This window comes from Myroides odoratus, from assembly GCF_001549985.1.
GTDB lineage: Bacteria > Bacteroidota > Bacteroidia > Flavobacteriales > Flavobacteriaceae > Flavobacterium > Flavobacterium odoratum_A.
On sequence record NZ_LROZ01000022.1, the window covers coordinates 36,125 to 53,008 of the forward strand.

12 protein-coding genes and 1 tRNA gene are annotated in these 16,884 nt (G+C 33.8%); 6 read left to right on the forward strand and 7 right to left on the reverse strand.

Translation table 11 applies throughout. The features are described from left to right. Nucleotides 1–365: 365 nt before the first annotated feature. The 4 genes from AWV75_RS16475 (at nt 366) to AWV75_RS16490 (ending at nt 4,025) form a co-directional block, all read left to right on the forward strand. A complete protein-coding gene (locus AWV75_RS16475; RefSeq protein ID WP_060875409.1) occupies nt 366–1,694 on the forward strand; it encodes a HEPN domain-containing protein in 1,329 nt (442 codons plus the stop codon). Between the two features lie 648 nt (nt 1,695–2,342). Beyond that, the gene (locus AWV75_RS16480) at nt 2,343–2,582 is read left to right on the forward strand and encodes a hypothetical protein (RefSeq protein ID WP_060875410.1); all 240 of its coding nucleotides are present in this window, start codon (nt 2,343–2,345) and stop codon (nt 2,580–2,582) included. Nucleotides 2,583–2,584: 2 nt separating this feature from the next. After that, on the forward strand, nt 2,585–3,688 hold the full coding sequence (locus AWV75_RS16485; protein ID WP_060875411.1) for a coiled-coil domain-containing protein: 1,104 nt from the start codon (nt 2,585–2,587) through the stop codon (nt 3,686–3,688). Between the two features lie 145 nt (nt 3,689–3,833). Then, nucleotides 3,834–4,025 (forward strand): hypothetical protein, encoded by a 192-nt coding sequence (locus AWV75_RS16490; RefSeq protein WP_060875412.1) that lies wholly within the window; start codon nt 3,834–3,836, stop codon nt 4,023–4,025. Nucleotides 4,026–4,392: 367 nt separating this feature from the next. On the opposite strand, the gene AWV75_RS16500 is transcribed toward AWV75_RS16490, so the two are convergent. From AWV75_RS16500 to AWV75_RS16520, 5 genes are all read right to left on the reverse strand, one after another. Next, a tRNA-Arg gene (locus AWV75_RS16500) sits at nt 4,393–4,466 on the reverse strand. 199 nt (nt 4,467–4,665) lie between these two features. Beyond that, complete coding sequence (locus AWV75_RS16505) at nt 4,666–6,537, reverse strand: efflux RND transporter periplasmic adaptor subunit (protein WP_060875414.1); 1,872 nt, start codon at nt 6,535–6,537, stop codon at nt 4,666–4,668. Between the two features lie 10 nt (nt 6,538–6,547). Continuing rightward, nucleotides 6,548–8,011, reverse strand: a complete 1,464-nt coding sequence (locus AWV75_RS16510; RefSeq protein WP_060875428.1) for a TolC family protein — start codon at nt 8,009–8,011, stop codon at nt 6,548–6,550. Beyond that, nucleotides 8,004–11,849, reverse strand: a complete 3,846-nt coding sequence (locus AWV75_RS16515) for an efflux RND transporter permease subunit (RefSeq protein WP_060875415.1) — start codon at nt 11,847–11,849, stop codon at nt 8,004–8,006. Before AWV75_RS16515 ends, AWV75_RS16510 begins: the two co-directional genes overlap by 8 nt. A 271-nt stretch (nt 11,850–12,120) precedes the next feature. Beyond that, complete coding sequence (locus tag AWV75_RS16520) at nt 12,121–12,549, reverse strand: hypothetical protein (RefSeq protein ID WP_060875416.1); 429 nt, start codon at nt 12,547–12,549, stop codon at nt 12,121–12,123. Nucleotides 12,550–12,721: 172 nt separating this feature from the next. Here AWV75_RS16520 and AWV75_RS16525 point away from each other — a divergent pair, with 172 nt between their 5' ends. Next, a complete protein-coding gene (locus tag AWV75_RS16525) occupies nt 12,722–13,435 on the forward strand; it encodes a class I SAM-dependent methyltransferase (protein WP_060875417.1) in 714 nt (237 codons plus the stop codon). A 59-nt stretch (nt 13,436–13,494) separates the two neighbouring features. Here the strand turns inward: AWV75_RS16525 and AWV75_RS16530 are convergent, their stop codons facing one another. Further along, the gene (locus AWV75_RS16530; RefSeq protein ID WP_060875418.1) at nt 13,495–14,349 is read right to left on the reverse strand and encodes a hypothetical protein; all 855 of its coding nucleotides are present in this window, start codon (nt 14,347–14,349) and stop codon (nt 13,495–13,497) included. Nucleotides 14,350–14,770: 421 nt separating this feature from the next. Further along, nucleotides 14,771–15,853, reverse strand: coding sequence for a lipase family protein (locus tag AWV75_RS16535; protein ID WP_060875419.1), 1,083 nt, complete (start codon nt 15,851–15,853; stop codon nt 14,771–14,773). A 228-nt stretch (nt 15,854–16,081) separates the two neighbouring features. Between AWV75_RS16535 and AWV75_RS16540 the strand changes: the two genes are divergently transcribed. Beyond that, entirely contained in the window at nt 16,082–16,666 is a 585-nt protein-coding gene (locus tag AWV75_RS16540) for a hypothetical protein (protein WP_060875420.1), read from the forward strand. Nucleotides 16,667–16,884 lie beyond the last annotated feature (218 nt).

The window sequence follows — 16,884 nt, forward strand, 5'->3', positions numbered from 1 at the left end:
TATTGCAAAATTTACGATTTATACATGTTTGATTTTTCTAGAGTAGAAGTACTTAAATCAATTTTTTTCTCAATTATATTTTCAGTAACCTTAGGGATTTTTATTTTCAAAAAATATTTGTTTAAAAAGAATTAAAAAAGAAAATACCCCTTGTTTAAAACAGCATCAATTGTAATGATTGGTGCTGTTTTTGTTTAACTAGGTAATATCACAATTTTTGGATGTTTCTTATTTCCGCACCTGGAAGCATAGTAGTATTGGTTCCAGCATATTTTTGGTATAATGACAAATTGAATATGTGAAAAATAAACCTTAATTTAATTTAAAAATTAAGGTTTATTATATATTTGACTTTTGTATAAATTATGGATAAAGAAAGAGTATTTGAAGGAGAATGGTTTCTACCTGGTAAAATAGAAGAAAAAGTTTTTGGTACTTTAAAATATGCGCCAGGTGAAAGGATTATTCTATCTATTTTTGAAGGATTTGAAAAAGAAATTTTTTTAGAGGACTTACATCTCATAAAGATTATTCACGGAAATACTATTGATGGAAAAAGAATAACCTTATACAATTGTATTGAAATACATAATCAAAATAATCTTGTACAAAAAACATATTCTAAATGGTCTGTAGATTACGTTTTTATTGGACATCAATTTGACAATGAAAGTGATATTAAACCAAATAAAATAATGGCGTATTTTCCAATTTTAAATGAATGGATGTTTAAAAATGGATTTAAATTATCTAAAACAAGTTTGTATGATTTTGATTTAAAATATAAATCACCTTTAGATATAAAACATACAATTAATGAGGATTTTAAAATAGAGTTTAATTTTAATATTGTACATACTGTAGGAGCTAGAAATAGCTTTAGATCACATCAAAAAAATATAATATCTATTACAACATCAAAGGATAAATCATTTTTTGAATTGGAGAGACAAATATATGTTTTTAGAGATTTAATAACACTTTTTTCGTTCAGACCAGTTTATTTGAATAGTCTAAAAATAATCATTACAGATAATAAATATCCAGTAGAAGTATTGATTGGATTTAATAAAGTAAAAGAAGATAAAAGAGTTTTGTTTGTTACTTCATATCAAAATATCGAAGATGATTTTGGAGATATTCTAAGAAAATGGTATAAATTGGATAAAGAAGCTCCTGAAATACTTGGTCTTTTTTTGGAAGTTTTTTACAATGAAGGTAGAATCCTAGAAAATAAATTTCTAAACTTATTACAAGCAATGGAGTCATTTCATAGAAAATTCAGAAAAAATACCGTGTATGGAAAGGAAGAATTTAAAAATATGCTGGATGAAATAGTAGATTCTGTGCCACTTGAACATAAAAACTTTGTCAAGGAAAAACTAAATTTTGGAAATGAACCCAGTTTGCATTTTAGATTAGAGGAATTAATTTCAGAAGTTCCAAGTGATTTGTTAAATGTCTTAATCAATGACAAAGCGATATTTATAAAGCAGATAAAACAAACGAGGAATTATTTCACACATTATGATAATAAATTAAAAAACAAAGCATTAAAAGGCCAAAAACTATTTAATACAATACAGAAAGGAAAAACTTTATTTTTAATTATTATTTTACAAGAAATAGGACTTAATAAACATCAAATACAAGATAGTATAAGTGTAATAAAAACATTTATCAGCGACCATTGAGTCGCTTTTTTTATTGTCTTTATCTATATATGTAGTTAAATGATTATTTAATTATTTTTACAAATGTACATATTTACAAATGTAAAAAGTTTTACAAAAAGGTTGGAGTGTTTGTAAAAAGTTTGTACTTTTGAAGGAGTTTAAAAATAGAGGTGCTACGAACACCTCTATTTAATAAGACTTCTACATTTTGTAGAAAATTGCAATAATAGTAAGTAAAGCTGTGATTGACCATACTAACTTACTTACTGAACAAACTAAGTCTTTTATGTCTTTAATCATAAAAAAAGATTTAGATGTTAGATAATATTCATCGACAGCGCCCATCGTAGGCAAAACCCGAAGTTTATTGAACTAAAATATAAAATTAGTCCGCAGTTTTTAACTAGCGGATTTTTTTATTGTAACACTTTGCTAAGGTAGTATATACTTCCTATGATGTCAACGTTATTTCACTTTAACTTATCAAATAATGTTAATAACTATTTTTGATATATCCATCAATTAAAATGGAAATCATAAAACAGCAACCATTGCTAAGATAATATCAATTTTCTAAAAAAAAGATTTCAACTTCTTTTACATAAAAAATAAAAAAAGTAATTATGTTATTTTAAGTAAATTAGCTCCTTTATAAAAAATCGCAATATGAGCATAATTAATGAAGCTAAGTCTTGTTTAAAAGATATCAAGAGTACTGAAAATCATATTTTAAAGGAAAATCCTAATAGAATAGAAAAAGAATGTGGTTATAAAGCAATTGAGATTGCATGGTCAAGATTCACTTCAAAACTTACTCAACAAGATATTGAGAAATATAAAATCAATATTAAAGAAAGAAAATTAGATAATATGTATTCTGTTTTAGAATCAATAATTGGATATTAGTTATGGACGATGTAAAAAATAGTTTCAATGAAATAAAAGAATATACTATGGATAGACTCAAGATGCCTATTTTCTTTTATTATTTTGTCATACTATTAGTTTGGAATTGGGATATTATCTTATTTATTTGGAAATCAAATTACCCTATTGAATATGTAATAAAGATTATCAAACAAAATGGTTTTGAACCAAACAGATATTTATATCCATTAATAATAGCTGCTGCAGGTAATTTTGTTTTTCCTTTTATAATGCTTGTAATAGAATTATCGCTAAGTAAAATCACAAAAAAAAGAAATGAAACGGCTTTAGATATCGAGTTACAAAAAGCTGAAAAAGAATTTGAAGTTCAGAGAAAAAGAACTGGAGCCGTATCATTAAAAGATCTTCAAGATCAGATTGATAGTTTAAATAAAGAAAAGGATGATTTGAGTGGACAAATTGTACTAAATAAAATGAGTTTAGAACAGGTAAATAAGAAGATACCCGAATTAGAAAAAAAATTACAAAAGGAACAAGCAGAAAAAGATAAATTTAAACAAGATGTAATTAAATTTACTAGACATGTGGATTATAATAATTTAGATGAAGAGATAAATAGTTTTAAAACAGAAGTGAAAAGGTTTGAAGATAACTACATTAATATAATAGAAGTATTTGATTTTTTAAAAAAAATATTTAATGAAGAGAATAGCCCTTTAGCAATGAATATGAAATTAGACCCTTTGTTCTCTATTCTTGATGAATCAAATAAGTTCTTAAAAGAATATCAAAGTGGTCAAGTTACAAGGATAAAACTACTCCCTTATGGTATTAAATTTTTGTATTGGCTGTATGGTTATTCAGATGAGTATAAAGGTGTTTTAAATGTATATAATCATCTGAGAAATAAAGGCATTTTAAGTGATTTTATGCAAAAAGGATTAGATATGCTTAATAACAAAAACACACTTTATCAGGATAGTAATGTTAATCAGTTTTTACAACTAGGGTTGATAAATCACAAAGGTAATCTTATAAATTCTGATAGAAAACGTTATGAGTTAACTGATTTAGGTATGGCTATATTAAAATATGCTCAATTAAATTATAATGAAAATTTATAATATACATAAGCGGCTCGATAGAATCACTTTTTTATACCCCTATTTTACCTTTTGTAGTTAAATGATTTTTAGCTATTTTTGTTAATGTCTTAGCGACACACATATTTCGCCTATTTCAAGAATAGGTCTAGGTCCTAAAAACTAAATGGGAACTCTACAAGAAGAATTTGCAACAACAAATTCCACAGAAAACACAGAAACAATCATTCAAATCAAAAATGGTAAACTATTTGTAAATGGTGAAGAAACTTCTAATCCAGAACTAATAGGTTTTGCTGTATTGGATATTGTCGAACAAGTTATCGAAGGTACCATAATCGATATACAAAAGTTCTAATAATTGGACATTGGATCAGCAAAACAGAGCTAACTGCTTTTTGAACTATATCCTGAAATTGAGCAAGCTTACAAATTAACTAATAAATTAAGGAGTATATACAATCAACTTATCTCTAAATAATTGACAATGATAAAAATAGCCTAGGATATATAGGATGCGACCCTTCTCCTTCCTTCGTCAGGATGACAAAAATGGAAGAGATTTTTTTATTTTTCAGGGTGACATACGAACTGGAAAAGTCTACTTAAAAAAAATACTCTTTTTTATACTGTCCCCAACTTTTGCTCCTGATTCACTAAATCACATAAAATGGCTTATTTGTATAAAAAAAAACCTTATACAAATGTATAAGGTTTTCGTTTTGTGATCCAGTCAGGATTCGAACCTGAGACCTACTGCTTAGAAGGCAGTTGCTCTATCCAGCTGAGCTACTGGACCATTAAATCATATAAGATTTAAAGACCATCAAAAAGAAATAGTACTGCTACTTTCTCATTTTGATGGTGCAAATATATTCTATTTTTTATAGAAACACCAAGGATAATCGAATAAAAATGAAAATAATAGAATAACTGATTGGAAATTAGAAAATTGTATTCTTCTCTTTTTAGCGATTTCCCTTGGTTTCTAAGCTAAATTAGCGTTCATACTGACAACAACCGTGTAAACTGTTGTAGGTTTTGTCTTGGGCTTGATCAAAAGCAGTATCGTGTCCTGCTGCTGCAATGACTTTACTAACCTTCTTTTCATCTGTTTTAGCCTTGTCAAAGTTGAGGTGTAATACCTTTGCATTGACATCCCAAGTAGCTGTAGAAACACCAGCTACACTTTTAGCTGCTGTTTCAATGCGCTCTTTACACATAGCACAGTTTCCTTTCACTTTTAGCATGGCATGTCCTTGATGCCCTTCTTTTGGCATTGGCTGAGCAGGTGTTGCTTGATGTTGACCGTGTTTGGCTTGATCTCTGCTATACAAACAACAAGATGGCAAGGCATCATAGGCTTTATCTGACGCTTTATCCCATTCAGTATCATGACCTGCAAGAGCAATGGCTTGACTTACTTTGCGTTGATCTGTTTTAGTCTTATCATAGTTGAGATGTAGTAGTTGGTCTTTGGAGTTCCAAGTTGCACGTACTACACCAGCTACGCTTTTTGCTGCTTTTTCAATTCTCGCTTTACACATATCACAATTACCTGAAACAGTAAACATCGCATGTCCTTCATTGGCTGCAGCTGTAATAGTAGGTGTATCGTTGTTCATCATGCTTGGTTTTCCTTCCAATTGCGCACTAGAATCAACGGTAAATACTCCTCTCGTTACAATTTCTTCTCCATCTTGTAAGCCTGAAGTTACTACGTAATTATCCCCTAAAGAGGGCCCTAAAACAATTTCTCTCATTTTGAATGCGGGTGTATCAGTATGCGGTTGTTTTACATAAATAACAGAACGTTTTCCCGTCCACAATACCGCTGATTTTGGAATAACCAATTGATTGTTGTGCTCGCGAATTGGCGCTTGAACCGTTGCTGTAGCATACATTTCCGGTTTTAAAGCTTGATCCTTATTATCCGTTTCTACGCGAATTTTTGCTGTACGTGAAGTTGCATCAATAATAGGATTGATGAATGAAATCTTTCCGCGGTATATTTTTCCAGGAATACTGGGAAGTGTATATTCCAACATATCTCCCTCTTTTAAGAAAGGTAAATCAGCCTCATACGCCTCAAAAACGGCCCAAAGCTTAGTCATATTAGAGATGCTATATAAGACAGATCCCTGATTGATGTAATCACCTTGATTGACATTTTTAGCTGTTACAATACCACTAGTATTGGCCGTTATACTTACATAAGGTGAAACTTTTCCCGTTGAAAGGATTTTGTTGATTTGAGCATCTGACATTTTCCACAATCTCAATTTTTCTTTGGCAGCATCGAGTAATAAAGGCTGGAAATCGATTAATTTCTTCGCTTCTAACAGCTCTTGCTGTGCATTTAATAAATCGGGTGAATAGATAGTTGCAATGAGCTGTCCTTGTTTAACGGATTCACCTGTAAAATTAATAAATAATTTTTCGATGCGCCCATTGACGTGTGAGGTTTGGGATTGCTGTAAACGCTCATCTACCTGAATAGTTCCATATAGTTGCAGATCTTTGACTGCATCCTGACGACCCACTACTGTAGTTTGAATATTCGCTAAAGCAACGGCTTCTTTTGACATTTGGATGGCGTCATCATCAATTGCATCATCTCCGCCACCTGCGGATTTTAGCGGAATTAAATCCATGGCACATAAAGGACATTTTCCAGGTTTGTCCATTTTGATTTGTGGGTGCATGGAACAAGTCCAAACTACTGCAGCCTCTTCTGTTGGTGCAGGTTCTCCATTGTGTTCATGTGTAGCTGATCCTCCAAAAACCAACCAGCCCAAAAGAAGTCCAACTAGTAAAATAGCTCCGTATTTTACTGCATTATTTTTAAATATATCGTTTAATTTACTCATGGTTTCTGTATTATAAATCGTTAGGAGTAGCCGTGATATTTTCAATTGAGGCTACTAGCGTATTGTAATTAGCGATGGCTTCTGCTTTTTTAAGCTGATAATCCAATAATTGGCGCTGTACTTGAATAACATTCGTTAAGTCGCTTTTTCCCGTTACAAACTCCTTGACAATTAGGTTAAACGTCGTTTCTGCTAAGGTGGTTTGCTTTTCTAACAAAGCAATGGTACGTTCTGTATCTTCCACTTGGTTTTTAAAGCTGTAATACGAGGCAAGTAAAGTATTGTAGGTGTCTTTGTACTTTTCCTCACTGGATTTCCACCATTTTTTACCTTCTTCTTGTTGGGCCTTATATTTTTTTCTGAATATAGGGAGAGACACGGTAACCATCGGCATAATCATATCTTTTCCATTCATATCACCCATGGCGAGCATAGGGTCATTGGTTTTGCCAATAATCATGTATTGGACCCCAAATCCTACCATGGGATAGCTCATTTTTTTATCCATTGCCGATTTTGCCTGATAGGCTAAACCTTCTTCTGTTAGCATAGCTAACATAGGGTTGTTGGATTCAATTAGGGTTTGCGCTTCTTCATCTGTGAGGAAAAAGGGTACTTTCTCAATGGCATGGGGTACAGTAACAGCTGCTTGGATTTCTTGATCAAGTAGGGCGTTGAATTTTACCTTTTCTGCTTTGATTTGTGCTTGTAAACTTTCGATGGTATTTTCAATTTCAATGGTTTCCAATCGGATGCGCAATACATCGGACATTCCAGAACCACTACCACCACCGCTCATACCCCCCATAGCGCTACTGCTAGAGGAAGAGGAGGTAGATGTAGATATATTAGCCGTTGCTGTTGCACCACCACCCATATTCATGCCGCCCATACCACCACTGGTATTCGTTGTGGTAGATGCAACAGGAGTGCTCGAAGCCATGCTGTTAGAGGCAGTAGCTCCAGAAGGAGAAGAGAATTTTTTGATGGCCAATTGCTCTAATTGTTCCAAAAGATCTTTATTTTGTTTGGCATTACTTACTTGTTGCTGTAGCTTTTGTAGGATATACCATTGGGTATTCACTTGTAGAATAACCATTTCTCTTGCTTCTCTATATTGTTGCATCTGCATGCTAGCCATGTGATTGGCTTCCTTTTTGGCGGATTTTTTTGTACCAAACCACGGGAGCATCTGCATTAATGTAATATCTCCAATTTGTCTTCCTCCAACAATATCCATGGGTTTGGTATAGAAGCCCATGGATAGTTCAGGGTCCTCAAATGCACCAGCTTGTGGAATTTTATCCAGAAAGGCTTCATAAGCTAATCGCTGCGATTTTAGTCCAGGATTATTCTCTAGTGCCAATTGGGTATAGTAGGCCAATGAATCAATCTTATTTTCTTGTGCCCACATCGTTGTCATAGGTGTAAATAGCCCCAAGACAACAAGAAGTATAGCATATATCTTATTCATTTTCAACGAATTTTTCATTTGATTTTTGTTCTTTTTTAATGGCCCATTCTCTCCACCAGCATTGAAATACTGGAACAACAAACATAGTCATGGATTGGATGAGCATTCCTCCAAAAGTTGGAATTGCCATCGGAATCATAATTTCGGCTCCTTTACCCGTTGAAGTCATAACAGGGAGCAGTGCAATTAAGGCCGTAGCGGTTGTCATGGCTGCAGGACGAACACGTTTAAGTCCAGCATAAACAACAGCCTCTCGGATATCGTGTTTGGTTTTTGGGCCTCTGGCTTCAAATGTATCGTGTATATAAGTTCCCATTAATACCCCATCATTTGTTGCTAACCCAAATAAGGCAATAAATCCGACCCAAACGGCAATACTTAAATTGATGCTGTGCATTTGGAATAAATCTCGCATATTCATATCCCCAATAGAGAAATTCATAAACCAAGGTTGTCCATATAACCACAACAAGATGAACCCACCTGCAAAAGCAACAAATACACCAGAAAAGTGAATCAAGGAAGCTGTGATGGTTTTAAATTGGAAATATAAAATCAATAAAATGGCCAATAAACTCATCGGAACAACAAAAAGTAAGCGTTGTGCAGCGCGTTCTTGCTGTTCATAATTTCCTGCAAACGTATAGGTTACCCCTTTAGGTAATGTGAGTTCACCTGATTCCAATTTTGTTTTTAAAATTTGATCAGCTTCACGAACCACATCAACTTCCGCTTTTCCACTAATCTTATCAAAAATAACATATCCCAATAAGAAGGTATTCTCACTTTGAATCATCTGTGACCCTTTGGCATAGGTAATATCAGCAACATCACTAAGCGGAATTTGTACCCCTGTAGCTGTAGGGATTAATAGTTTTCCTAAGGCTTCAGGACTGTCTCTTAATTCTCTTGGATAACGCAAGCGAACAGGGAAGCGTTCGCGCCCTTCAACCGTTGTTGTCAGTTGCATTCCTCCAACAGCAGCTCCTAGTACTTCTTGCAAATCTGCAACTGTAATTCCATAGCGTGCCATATTGTTTCGATTCAGGTGAATTTCAACATAAGGTGCTCCAACTGCACGGTCATAGAATACCGTAGATGACATGATGGAAGGAATGTCTTTTAAAGCCGTCTCTAACGCTTTTCCTCCTTCTTCAATTGATTCTAAGTCAGGGCCAGAAACTTTTAATCCCATAGGAGCACGCATTCCTGTTGACAACATCACCAAACGCGCTTCAATGGGTTGAAGCTTCGGTGCTGAGGTTAATCCAGGAAGATGAGAAACATTGACAATTTGTTGCCAAATATCTTCTGTATTTTTAATTTCTGGACGCCATTGTCTAAAGAATTTACCTTTTTTATCTGGAATTAAACTATCTCTTGGAATCTGACGGTAACCATCTGCTACAGCATAAGTAGAACCATCTAATAACTCGAATGCTCCATTTTTGGCTACTTTAAAACGCTCTCGATGTCCATCTTCATTCAAGAAATATTCCGGTTTATAGTTGATTGTATTCTCAAACATCTGCGTAGGAGCAGGGTCAAGGGCTGAGTTGACACGTCCCCATTTTCCAATAGTTAGCTCTACTTCAGGAATATGTTGAATGCGTTTATCTAAGGTTTGAATAAAAGCTAAGTTCTGTTCAATTCCCGTATGAGGCATACTAGTCGGCATCAATAAGAAAGACCCTTCATTTAAACTAGGCATAAACTCTTCACCAATACCTGGGAAAGCAGCTGAAGATTTCTGCCAGAAGGCAGTTTCTCTAAAGGATTTCCAACCCACAGTTTCAAATCCTTTAGCAACAAAACCAAAAGAGGTATTGAAGCCTAGCCAAACCAATAGACCAAAGACAACTGTGATAATTGGAATAGTCATGAATTTCCAACGATTGGCTAATGCCCATCGCAAGATTTGTTCATAATAAATCACGAGCAACCACAATACTCCTAGGATAACACCAATAGCTAAGACAACAAAAAGAAAGTTAAGACTTGTACTGGCTTGCGTTCCCAAAGGTAACCATTCAATAGCTAGATAATAAACAGCAATAAATAATGTAATTGCTACATTGACATAGTTTGCCATTTTTTCATTGCGCCAAGTTGGGGTATAAAGATTGTTAATCCCAATTAAAGTTAGGGCAAATGCAGTAAAAACTCCAGTGTAAATCCACAGGGCAATACCTAAAATACACAAGATGTAATTGGCAATTTTACGCACTTTCGCCTTGTCTGTTTTAATCGAATAGATGTAATAGGCTAGGGTAGGTAAAATAACAATACCTAGTAAAAAAGCAGAAACTAAGGCAAATGTCTTTGTGTAAGCCAAAGGTTTAAAGAGTTTACCTTCTTGTGCCTCCATAGCAAAAACAGGTAAGAAACTGATGATTGTAGTTAGCATGGCAGTGGATAAAGCACCAGAAACCTCGGAAACCGCTTTGATAATCAGGTTGATAAATGCTTGTCCTCGACTTTCTACCCCGCGTTCTCGCTCTTCTTCCATGTGGCGGATAATACTCTCCACAAAGACGACGCCGACGTCGACCATTACTCCAATGGCAATGGCAATTCCAGATAAGGCTACAATATTAGCTTCAATTCCCATGTATTTCATGATAATGAAAGTCGCTAATACACCAATGGGTAGAATACTAGAAATAATGACGGAAGCCCTGAGATTAATGACAAGAACGATAACGACAATAATACAGATTAATATTTCATGTGCTAAAGCAGTCTCTAGTGTACCGATAGTTTCTTTAATTAAACCAGAACGATCGTAAAAAGGAACCACTGTTACTTTAGAAATTGTTCCATCAGCAAGTGTTTTTTGTGGAAGACCTGCTTCCATTTCTTTGATTTTACCCTTTACGTTGTCTATCACCTCCATCGGATTAGCACCATAACGAGCAACAACAACGCCACCAACTGCTTCAATACCTTCCTTGTCCAAACCACCTCTTCGGGTAGCAGGACCTAAGTTGACAAAAGCAACGTCTTTGATTTTAACTGGAACATTGTTTCGCACAGTTATAACGGCATCTTCAAGGTCTTTGATACTCTTGATGTATCCCAAACCGCGAACTAAATATTCCGCTTTATTGATTTCAATGGTTTCTGCACCAATATCCAAGTTACTCTTTTGAATGGCGCTCATGATATCCATAATAGACACATTGTACGCACGCATCGCATCGGGTTTAACTTCTACTTGATACTCTTTGACATAGCCTCCAATAGAAGCTACTTCAGATACTCCTTCAGCAGCGGCTAAGCTATATTTCGCGTAAAAATCTTGAATGGTACGCAATTCGTCAGGATCCCAACCTCCTGTAGGTTCTCCCGTTTGAGGATTTCGACCTTCTAAGGTGTACCAGAATACTTGACCTAAAGCTGTAGCATCAGGACCTAAGGTTGGAATAGCCCCTTCAGGAAGTGTTCCTGCTGGTAAGGAGTTTAATTTTTCTAAAATACGAGAGCGACTCCAGTAGAACTCTACATCTTCTTCAAAAATAATGTAGATGAAAGACATACCAAACATCGAACTACTTCGGATGGTTTTTACTCCTGGAACGCCTAATAAGGAAGTCGTTAGAGGGTATGTGATTTGTTCTTGGATGTCTTTGGGTGAACGTCCCATCCATTCTGTAGCTACAATCTGTTGGTTTTCACCAATATCAGGAATAGCATCTACAGGAACGGGGTCACTTGGCAATAGATTTTGATGCCAATTAAATGGGGCTGTGATTAATCCCCATACGATAACGATAATTAGGATTAACATCGTAATTAATCGATTATGTAGGAAATACTTAATGATTTTATTAAGCATATAGATTTCTTTAAAGTGTTAATAATACGCTAGAGGAAACACCAAGGACTTCACATGAATTAGTATCTTTCATGCAAATTAAGCAATCTTTTTAGTTAAAGATATAAAAAAAGCACGTACAAATGACTGAATATAAATCAGTTGTGCGTTCTATTTTTTAGTGTAAACTAAACAGAAATTGGGTTTCGAAAAAATAATGAAAAATGATCTGAGTTAGCTCAAAAGAGGGAGAACTCCCATAGAGAATGAGGCTAACTGAGATTTAGCGGCATCATATACGATAAAGACAAATGTAGGAAAGCCGGTCGACGGAAGTAAATTTAAATCCATCACCAGCAATAGGAGTAGTATAAGAAGCAGTAAGATCAACCGATTGTAAATCGGTCAAGTAGTTGGAATTAAACCATTTTACTTGAATTACTGCTCTTTTTTCTTTGTTTTTAGGTGTTGTAGCCGTTTGTTCAATTTGCAAGTCAGCCTGAACGGTATGAATACGCGCCATAGGAGAACAGCAAATCATGTCAGCCATATTACTATGACTATCCATGCCATCTGTAGCACAACAAGGCATCACATCTTCCTCCATCTCCATACAACCAGCCATAGCCATACTCATGTCACTACAATTCCAACTGATGATTGGATTTGCTGTAACAAGTACGGATAACGAGAGTAATACTATGGATAAATATTTCTTCATTAACTTGAATTAATAGTTAAAAGAGGTGATACACTTCAGTACAAATATACTGTTTTTTTAGTTTAAAATAAAATGTTATTCGTTTACTCACTGTTTATCAGTATACAATAGGATTTAATGAGGAAACTTTTTTATTTTTGTTATTTAGCACTGTTTTTTTGACAAGAATAAAATGAAAGAAAGTATTTATAGTGAAGCCTATATTAAAGGTCTTTTTAATCGAATGAGTAGTTCATATGAAAGAGTAAATTATTTATCCTCTTTTGGTTTTTCTCTTCGTTGGAGAAAGCAGTTTTTACGGCCTATGGAAATTTCATCAACTGCTCCAGTTCAGATTATTGATCTAATGACAGGTATGGGAGAAACTTGGGGCGCTATTCATCAGGCGTTTCCTAAGGCTAAACTCACGGCTTTAGATTTTTCAGAGGGTATGTTGATTTATGCCCAAAATAAAAATAAAAAGAAATTTAATGGACGAGTTGAAGTAACATTGCAAAATGTATTACATAATGATCTACCTTCTGATTTTTATGATGGTGTAACTTGTGCTTTTGGATTAAAAACATTAAATCCAGAGCAGGTAGAAATTTTAGCTCAACAAGTAAAAAGAATCTTGAAACCAGGAGGGCAATTTTCATTCATTGAGGTTTCTGAACCTACTAATATTGTTTTGAAATTATTATATTCTTTTTACCTCAGTACAATCATTCCTTTATTGGGAAAAATGTTATTCGGTGGGATAAGAGAGTATAAAATGCTTTGGGAATATACTCATCGATTTAAAAATGCAAAAGAAGTTGAGACTATTTTTCAATCAACAGGTTTAACAACGAAGTATCAAACGTATTTTTTTGGTTGTGCAACAGGAGTATATGGTAAAAAATAATTTGCGGTTGATCATTTATTATGACCAACCGCAAACTGTTAATTGTTTATTGTCAACCATTAACTAACATTATATCGGATAACTGCATTAGCTCTAGAACCTCGAGGGTTATTAAAAAACTGATTTAAACTATAGGGTGATCTAGTTTCTTCGCATGCTATTTTAATTTCTTCCATTGAATTTTGAGAGAAAAGGAGTAATTCAAGCGACTTTAAGAAACGTTCTTTCCTTTGATAGTTAGTCAACGTATCCCCATAAAAATATAGGATGTTGTTATTAAATTCTTCTAGGGATAAATTGTGGTTTTGTAGTAGAGAAAGTAGTTTTAGATCATCGGCAGTTTCTGTTTGTAATAAGTTGTGATAGATGGTTTGATGTTTGTTTTTGTCCTTGAGGTAAAAATTAAAATCTAAAAGGAGGTCTTCCAGTTGAGTCTCAATTTTTAAGTAAAAAAGATTGACTGTAAATTCTCTATTTGTAGAGATGTGAATGGTTCCAACTAAGGAGCACATTTGTTTGGTTCTATCTAGGCAGTTGAAGTGGATATTAGTATATGTATTAGCCGGTTGATGACTAAACTTATCTTTAATTTCCTGACGAACTGCTGCTAGTATTTTTTCTTGTTTTTCTTGTTTAATCTTGTTGAATTCAATTTCCCTAATGAGTCCTAAAGATTCATTGAGTGTAAGGGAAAAAGGAGTATTGTAGGTTATTTTATCTTCACTTTTTTGAAGCTGAGCATAATTGATATGTAATAAGGCTTCAAATAAGGTTGAGGTCATTGCTTTAAAATTATTAAAGTGATAATATTGAAAAGCAAGGGAATTAAGGTTCCCACAGGGGGCAATTTTAGAAAAATGCCGTACAAAGTGCTGCAGCGTACTTTGTACTTCTTCAAATAATTCAAGTTTCATAAGGTTAGCTCGTGTTGTTTGTTGGTTAAAATCGCATTACTAGAATAAATGCAATTTCAATGCTAGTTTACTTAGAATTTCTTAAGTTTCCAAATTGAAAAATAGTAATATCGCATTTTTTCACTGTTAAATTACTGAAGGAAGTTTGGTTTTTTATCAAGAAGTACAAGGAACGAAGTTTTTTTTAGCGTTAATATTTAATTATCATTGTGTAAACTGTATGATTTTTATATTAAATTTTTTTTTCAGTAAAGTCGTTTTTTGTGATAATTTTTAGGAATTATGTTTGATTTCTTGCGTTTTTATAGGTTTTAGTTTTTTGCTTTTCTGTCTTTCTGTTTTTTGTGCAGTTTAAATGAGGGTGATACAGAACTTCCCTTAAGATTAATTGGATCAAAAACACAAAAAGCAAAAATGAAAGTTAGTTTTCCAACAAGTACAAGTAAGCATTTGGTAAATGATGAGACATGGTGTTGTCAGGATTATTGAATTTTTTTTGATAGGTTTTATTTTGTAAACCATCTAATACAATAGGATTGCCACAGCGGTTGTAGTTACTTTCCTGACGATATACAGGTTCTTGTAAATCAGGTAATGTCTTTTGTATTTGTTTGAATAAAAAGGGACCAAGTAATTTAGCGTAGCGTTTTACGCTTTTCTTTGTGGGATTGTTTACGCGATTATAAATTCCACGCGCAAACCATCTTTTTGGCCAACTGATTTTTTTAATGGCTTTGTCAATATTATCTTGACTGAACGGGCTGATAGGAGTGAAATCTTGAAAACGTTGTGTTGTAGGGGGAACTTCTGGAACCCAATCTTGTGTATTGACTATAGAGTAACTCCACTGATTCATTTCCTTTTCATATTGGTATGCAAAATAGAGATTTCCTGGCTTAGGAGCGGCTAAGGTGTAGGTTTTAAAACGAATATCGTTAGGAAGTATATTTTGCTTTTGCCATTGTTTTAGTTGGGCTGTAATTAAGTAGGCAATTACTCCGCCTTGACTATGACCTGATATAATGATTTCTTTGTGATTGGTTTGATATAAACTATCTATTTTAGGTTTCATGTCTTGTAATAAATAAACCGATGCAATGGCCCATCCTGCGTGAACACTTGCTTTTTCATCTGCTGAGAATTGATAGGCAATAGGTTGATCAGGAGTGAGGTAAATGGTTCCATTGGCAGGTAGCATAGCGGCGTAGTAATTAGCCAACCAGCTAATACCTCGGTTAACAGATCCACGAATAACCATTTCAGCTACTTGCTTTTCTTCATTATAATAGAGTCCCCATTGGTTCGTTAATCCCATTTCAGGAGAACGATACAAATTTTTGTACTGGGTGAGTTGATATAAGGAATCAGTAGCAAATGGTTTTTGAATATCTTGAGCCAAGTGCAAGCTATTTTTAATCTCTTGTACCTCTACGGTAGGTTTTAGTTGTTGAGCAAAAGAAGAGAGACCTAAAAAAGCGAAACAAATACAAGCGAGTTTTTTCATGGTGTTCGTTCTAGTTTTAAATAATTACCTTATAAAAGTACAGGATTGAAGTGATTAAATACGTTTTTTAGGAATTTGTTTTTTTCTTTGCTAAAAGAATCTTAGTTTTAGAAATATATAAGAGGATTTTGTTAGGTTTATAGCGACTTAAAGTGCTAAAAATGTCTTAATAAAGGATTCTAATTATGAATTAAACGATACATTTGGAAAAAGTAAAAAGAAAATCTTATGAAAAAATTGATATTATTATGTGTTGCAGTACTTGGAACTTTGTTTACGGTAAGTTGTGAAGGACCCCGTGGACCGCAAGGACCTCCAGGTGGGAATGATATTGCAAATGTGTTTGAATACCATTTAAGTTTTAATCAAAATTTAAATGCAAATGTTGCAAGTCAAATTGTAAAACACCCAACGAAGGTGTACTTTGGAGATGCTGTTTTTGTTTATGTGTTAGAAAAAACGGATAAGAATGGAGATCCAATATGGTCGCCTTTACCTATGCGTTATTTTGTAGAGAATACAACAACACAAAAAGATGAAGAATTAGAGTATATCTATAATTTTGGATTAGATGATTTTGAAATTGTAGCACGTGCAACGGCTCCTTTAGGTCTATTTAATGGAGTACCAGGGGATGAAAAGCAGCCGGGTTATGTTACGGATATGATTTTTAGAGTAGTTTATGTTGCAGGAAAGGACCCAATCCAAAAGAACGCAGCTATCCCATCCAATAAGGATACTACTCCGTTGAGTTATGATGAATTACTTTTAAAGTATAATTTGACTAACTCACCAGTTAAAAAAATGAAATAAAAAAATAAGAAAAGCGATACCGATGATTCAGTATCGCTTTTTTTGTAAACTTATGTTTTGTTTGGGATGTCTTTCTTTTTTGTATGACAGGATAGGTTTAAGGCAAGGTAAATTTCAGTCTATTGAAGTACTAGTAAAGATTGAATCTTTTTCTTTACGTAGTAAAGAAGGTACTGGCTTGATAAGTATTGAAAAGATATACGATATAGGAGACAAAT

Excerpts from the sequence above, each read along its gene's own strand:
- AWV75_RS16535 (WP_060875419.1), bottom strand. The coding sequence starts at position 15,853 with ATGAAAAAACTCGCTTGTATTTGTTTCGCTTTTTTAGGTCTCTCTTCT.
- AWV75_RS16485 (WP_060875411.1), top strand. The coding sequence starts at position 2,585 with ATGGACGATGTAAAAAATAGTTTCAATGAAATAAAAGAATATACTATG.
- AWV75_RS16510 (WP_060875428.1), bottom strand. The coding sequence starts at position 8,011 with ATGAATAAGATATATGCTATACTTCTTGTTGTCTTGGGGCTATTTACA.
- AWV75_RS16540 (WP_060875420.1), top strand. The coding sequence starts at position 16,082 with ATGAAAAAATTGATATTATTATGTGTTGCAGTACTTGGAACTTTGTTT.
- AWV75_RS16530 (WP_060875418.1), bottom strand. The coding sequence starts at position 14,349 with ATGAAACTTGAATTATTTGAAGAAGTACAAAGTACGCTGCAGCACTTT.
- AWV75_RS16505 (WP_060875414.1), bottom strand. The coding sequence starts at position 6,537 with ATGAGTAAATTAAACGATATATTTAAAAATAATGCAGTAAAATACGGA.
- AWV75_RS16490 (WP_060875412.1), top strand. The coding sequence starts at position 3,834 with ATGGGAACTCTACAAGAAGAATTTGCAACAACAAATTCCACAGAAAAC.
- AWV75_RS16520 (WP_060875416.1), bottom strand. The coding sequence starts at position 12,549 with ATGAAGAAATATTTATCCATAGTATTACTCTCGTTATCCGTACTTGTT.
- AWV75_RS16515 (WP_060875415.1), bottom strand. The coding sequence starts at position 11,849 with ATGCTTAATAAAATCATTAAGTATTTCCTACATAATCGATTAATTACG.
- AWV75_RS16475 (WP_060875409.1), top strand. The coding sequence starts at position 366 with ATGGATAAAGAAAGAGTATTTGAAGGAGAATGGTTTCTACCTGGTAAA.
- AWV75_RS16525 (WP_060875417.1), top strand. The coding sequence starts at position 12,722 with ATGAAAGAAAGTATTTATAGTGAAGCCTATATTAAAGGTCTTTTTAAT.
- AWV75_RS16480 (WP_060875410.1), top strand. The coding sequence starts at position 2,343 with ATGAGCATAATTAATGAAGCTAAGTCTTGTTTAAAAGATATCAAGAGT.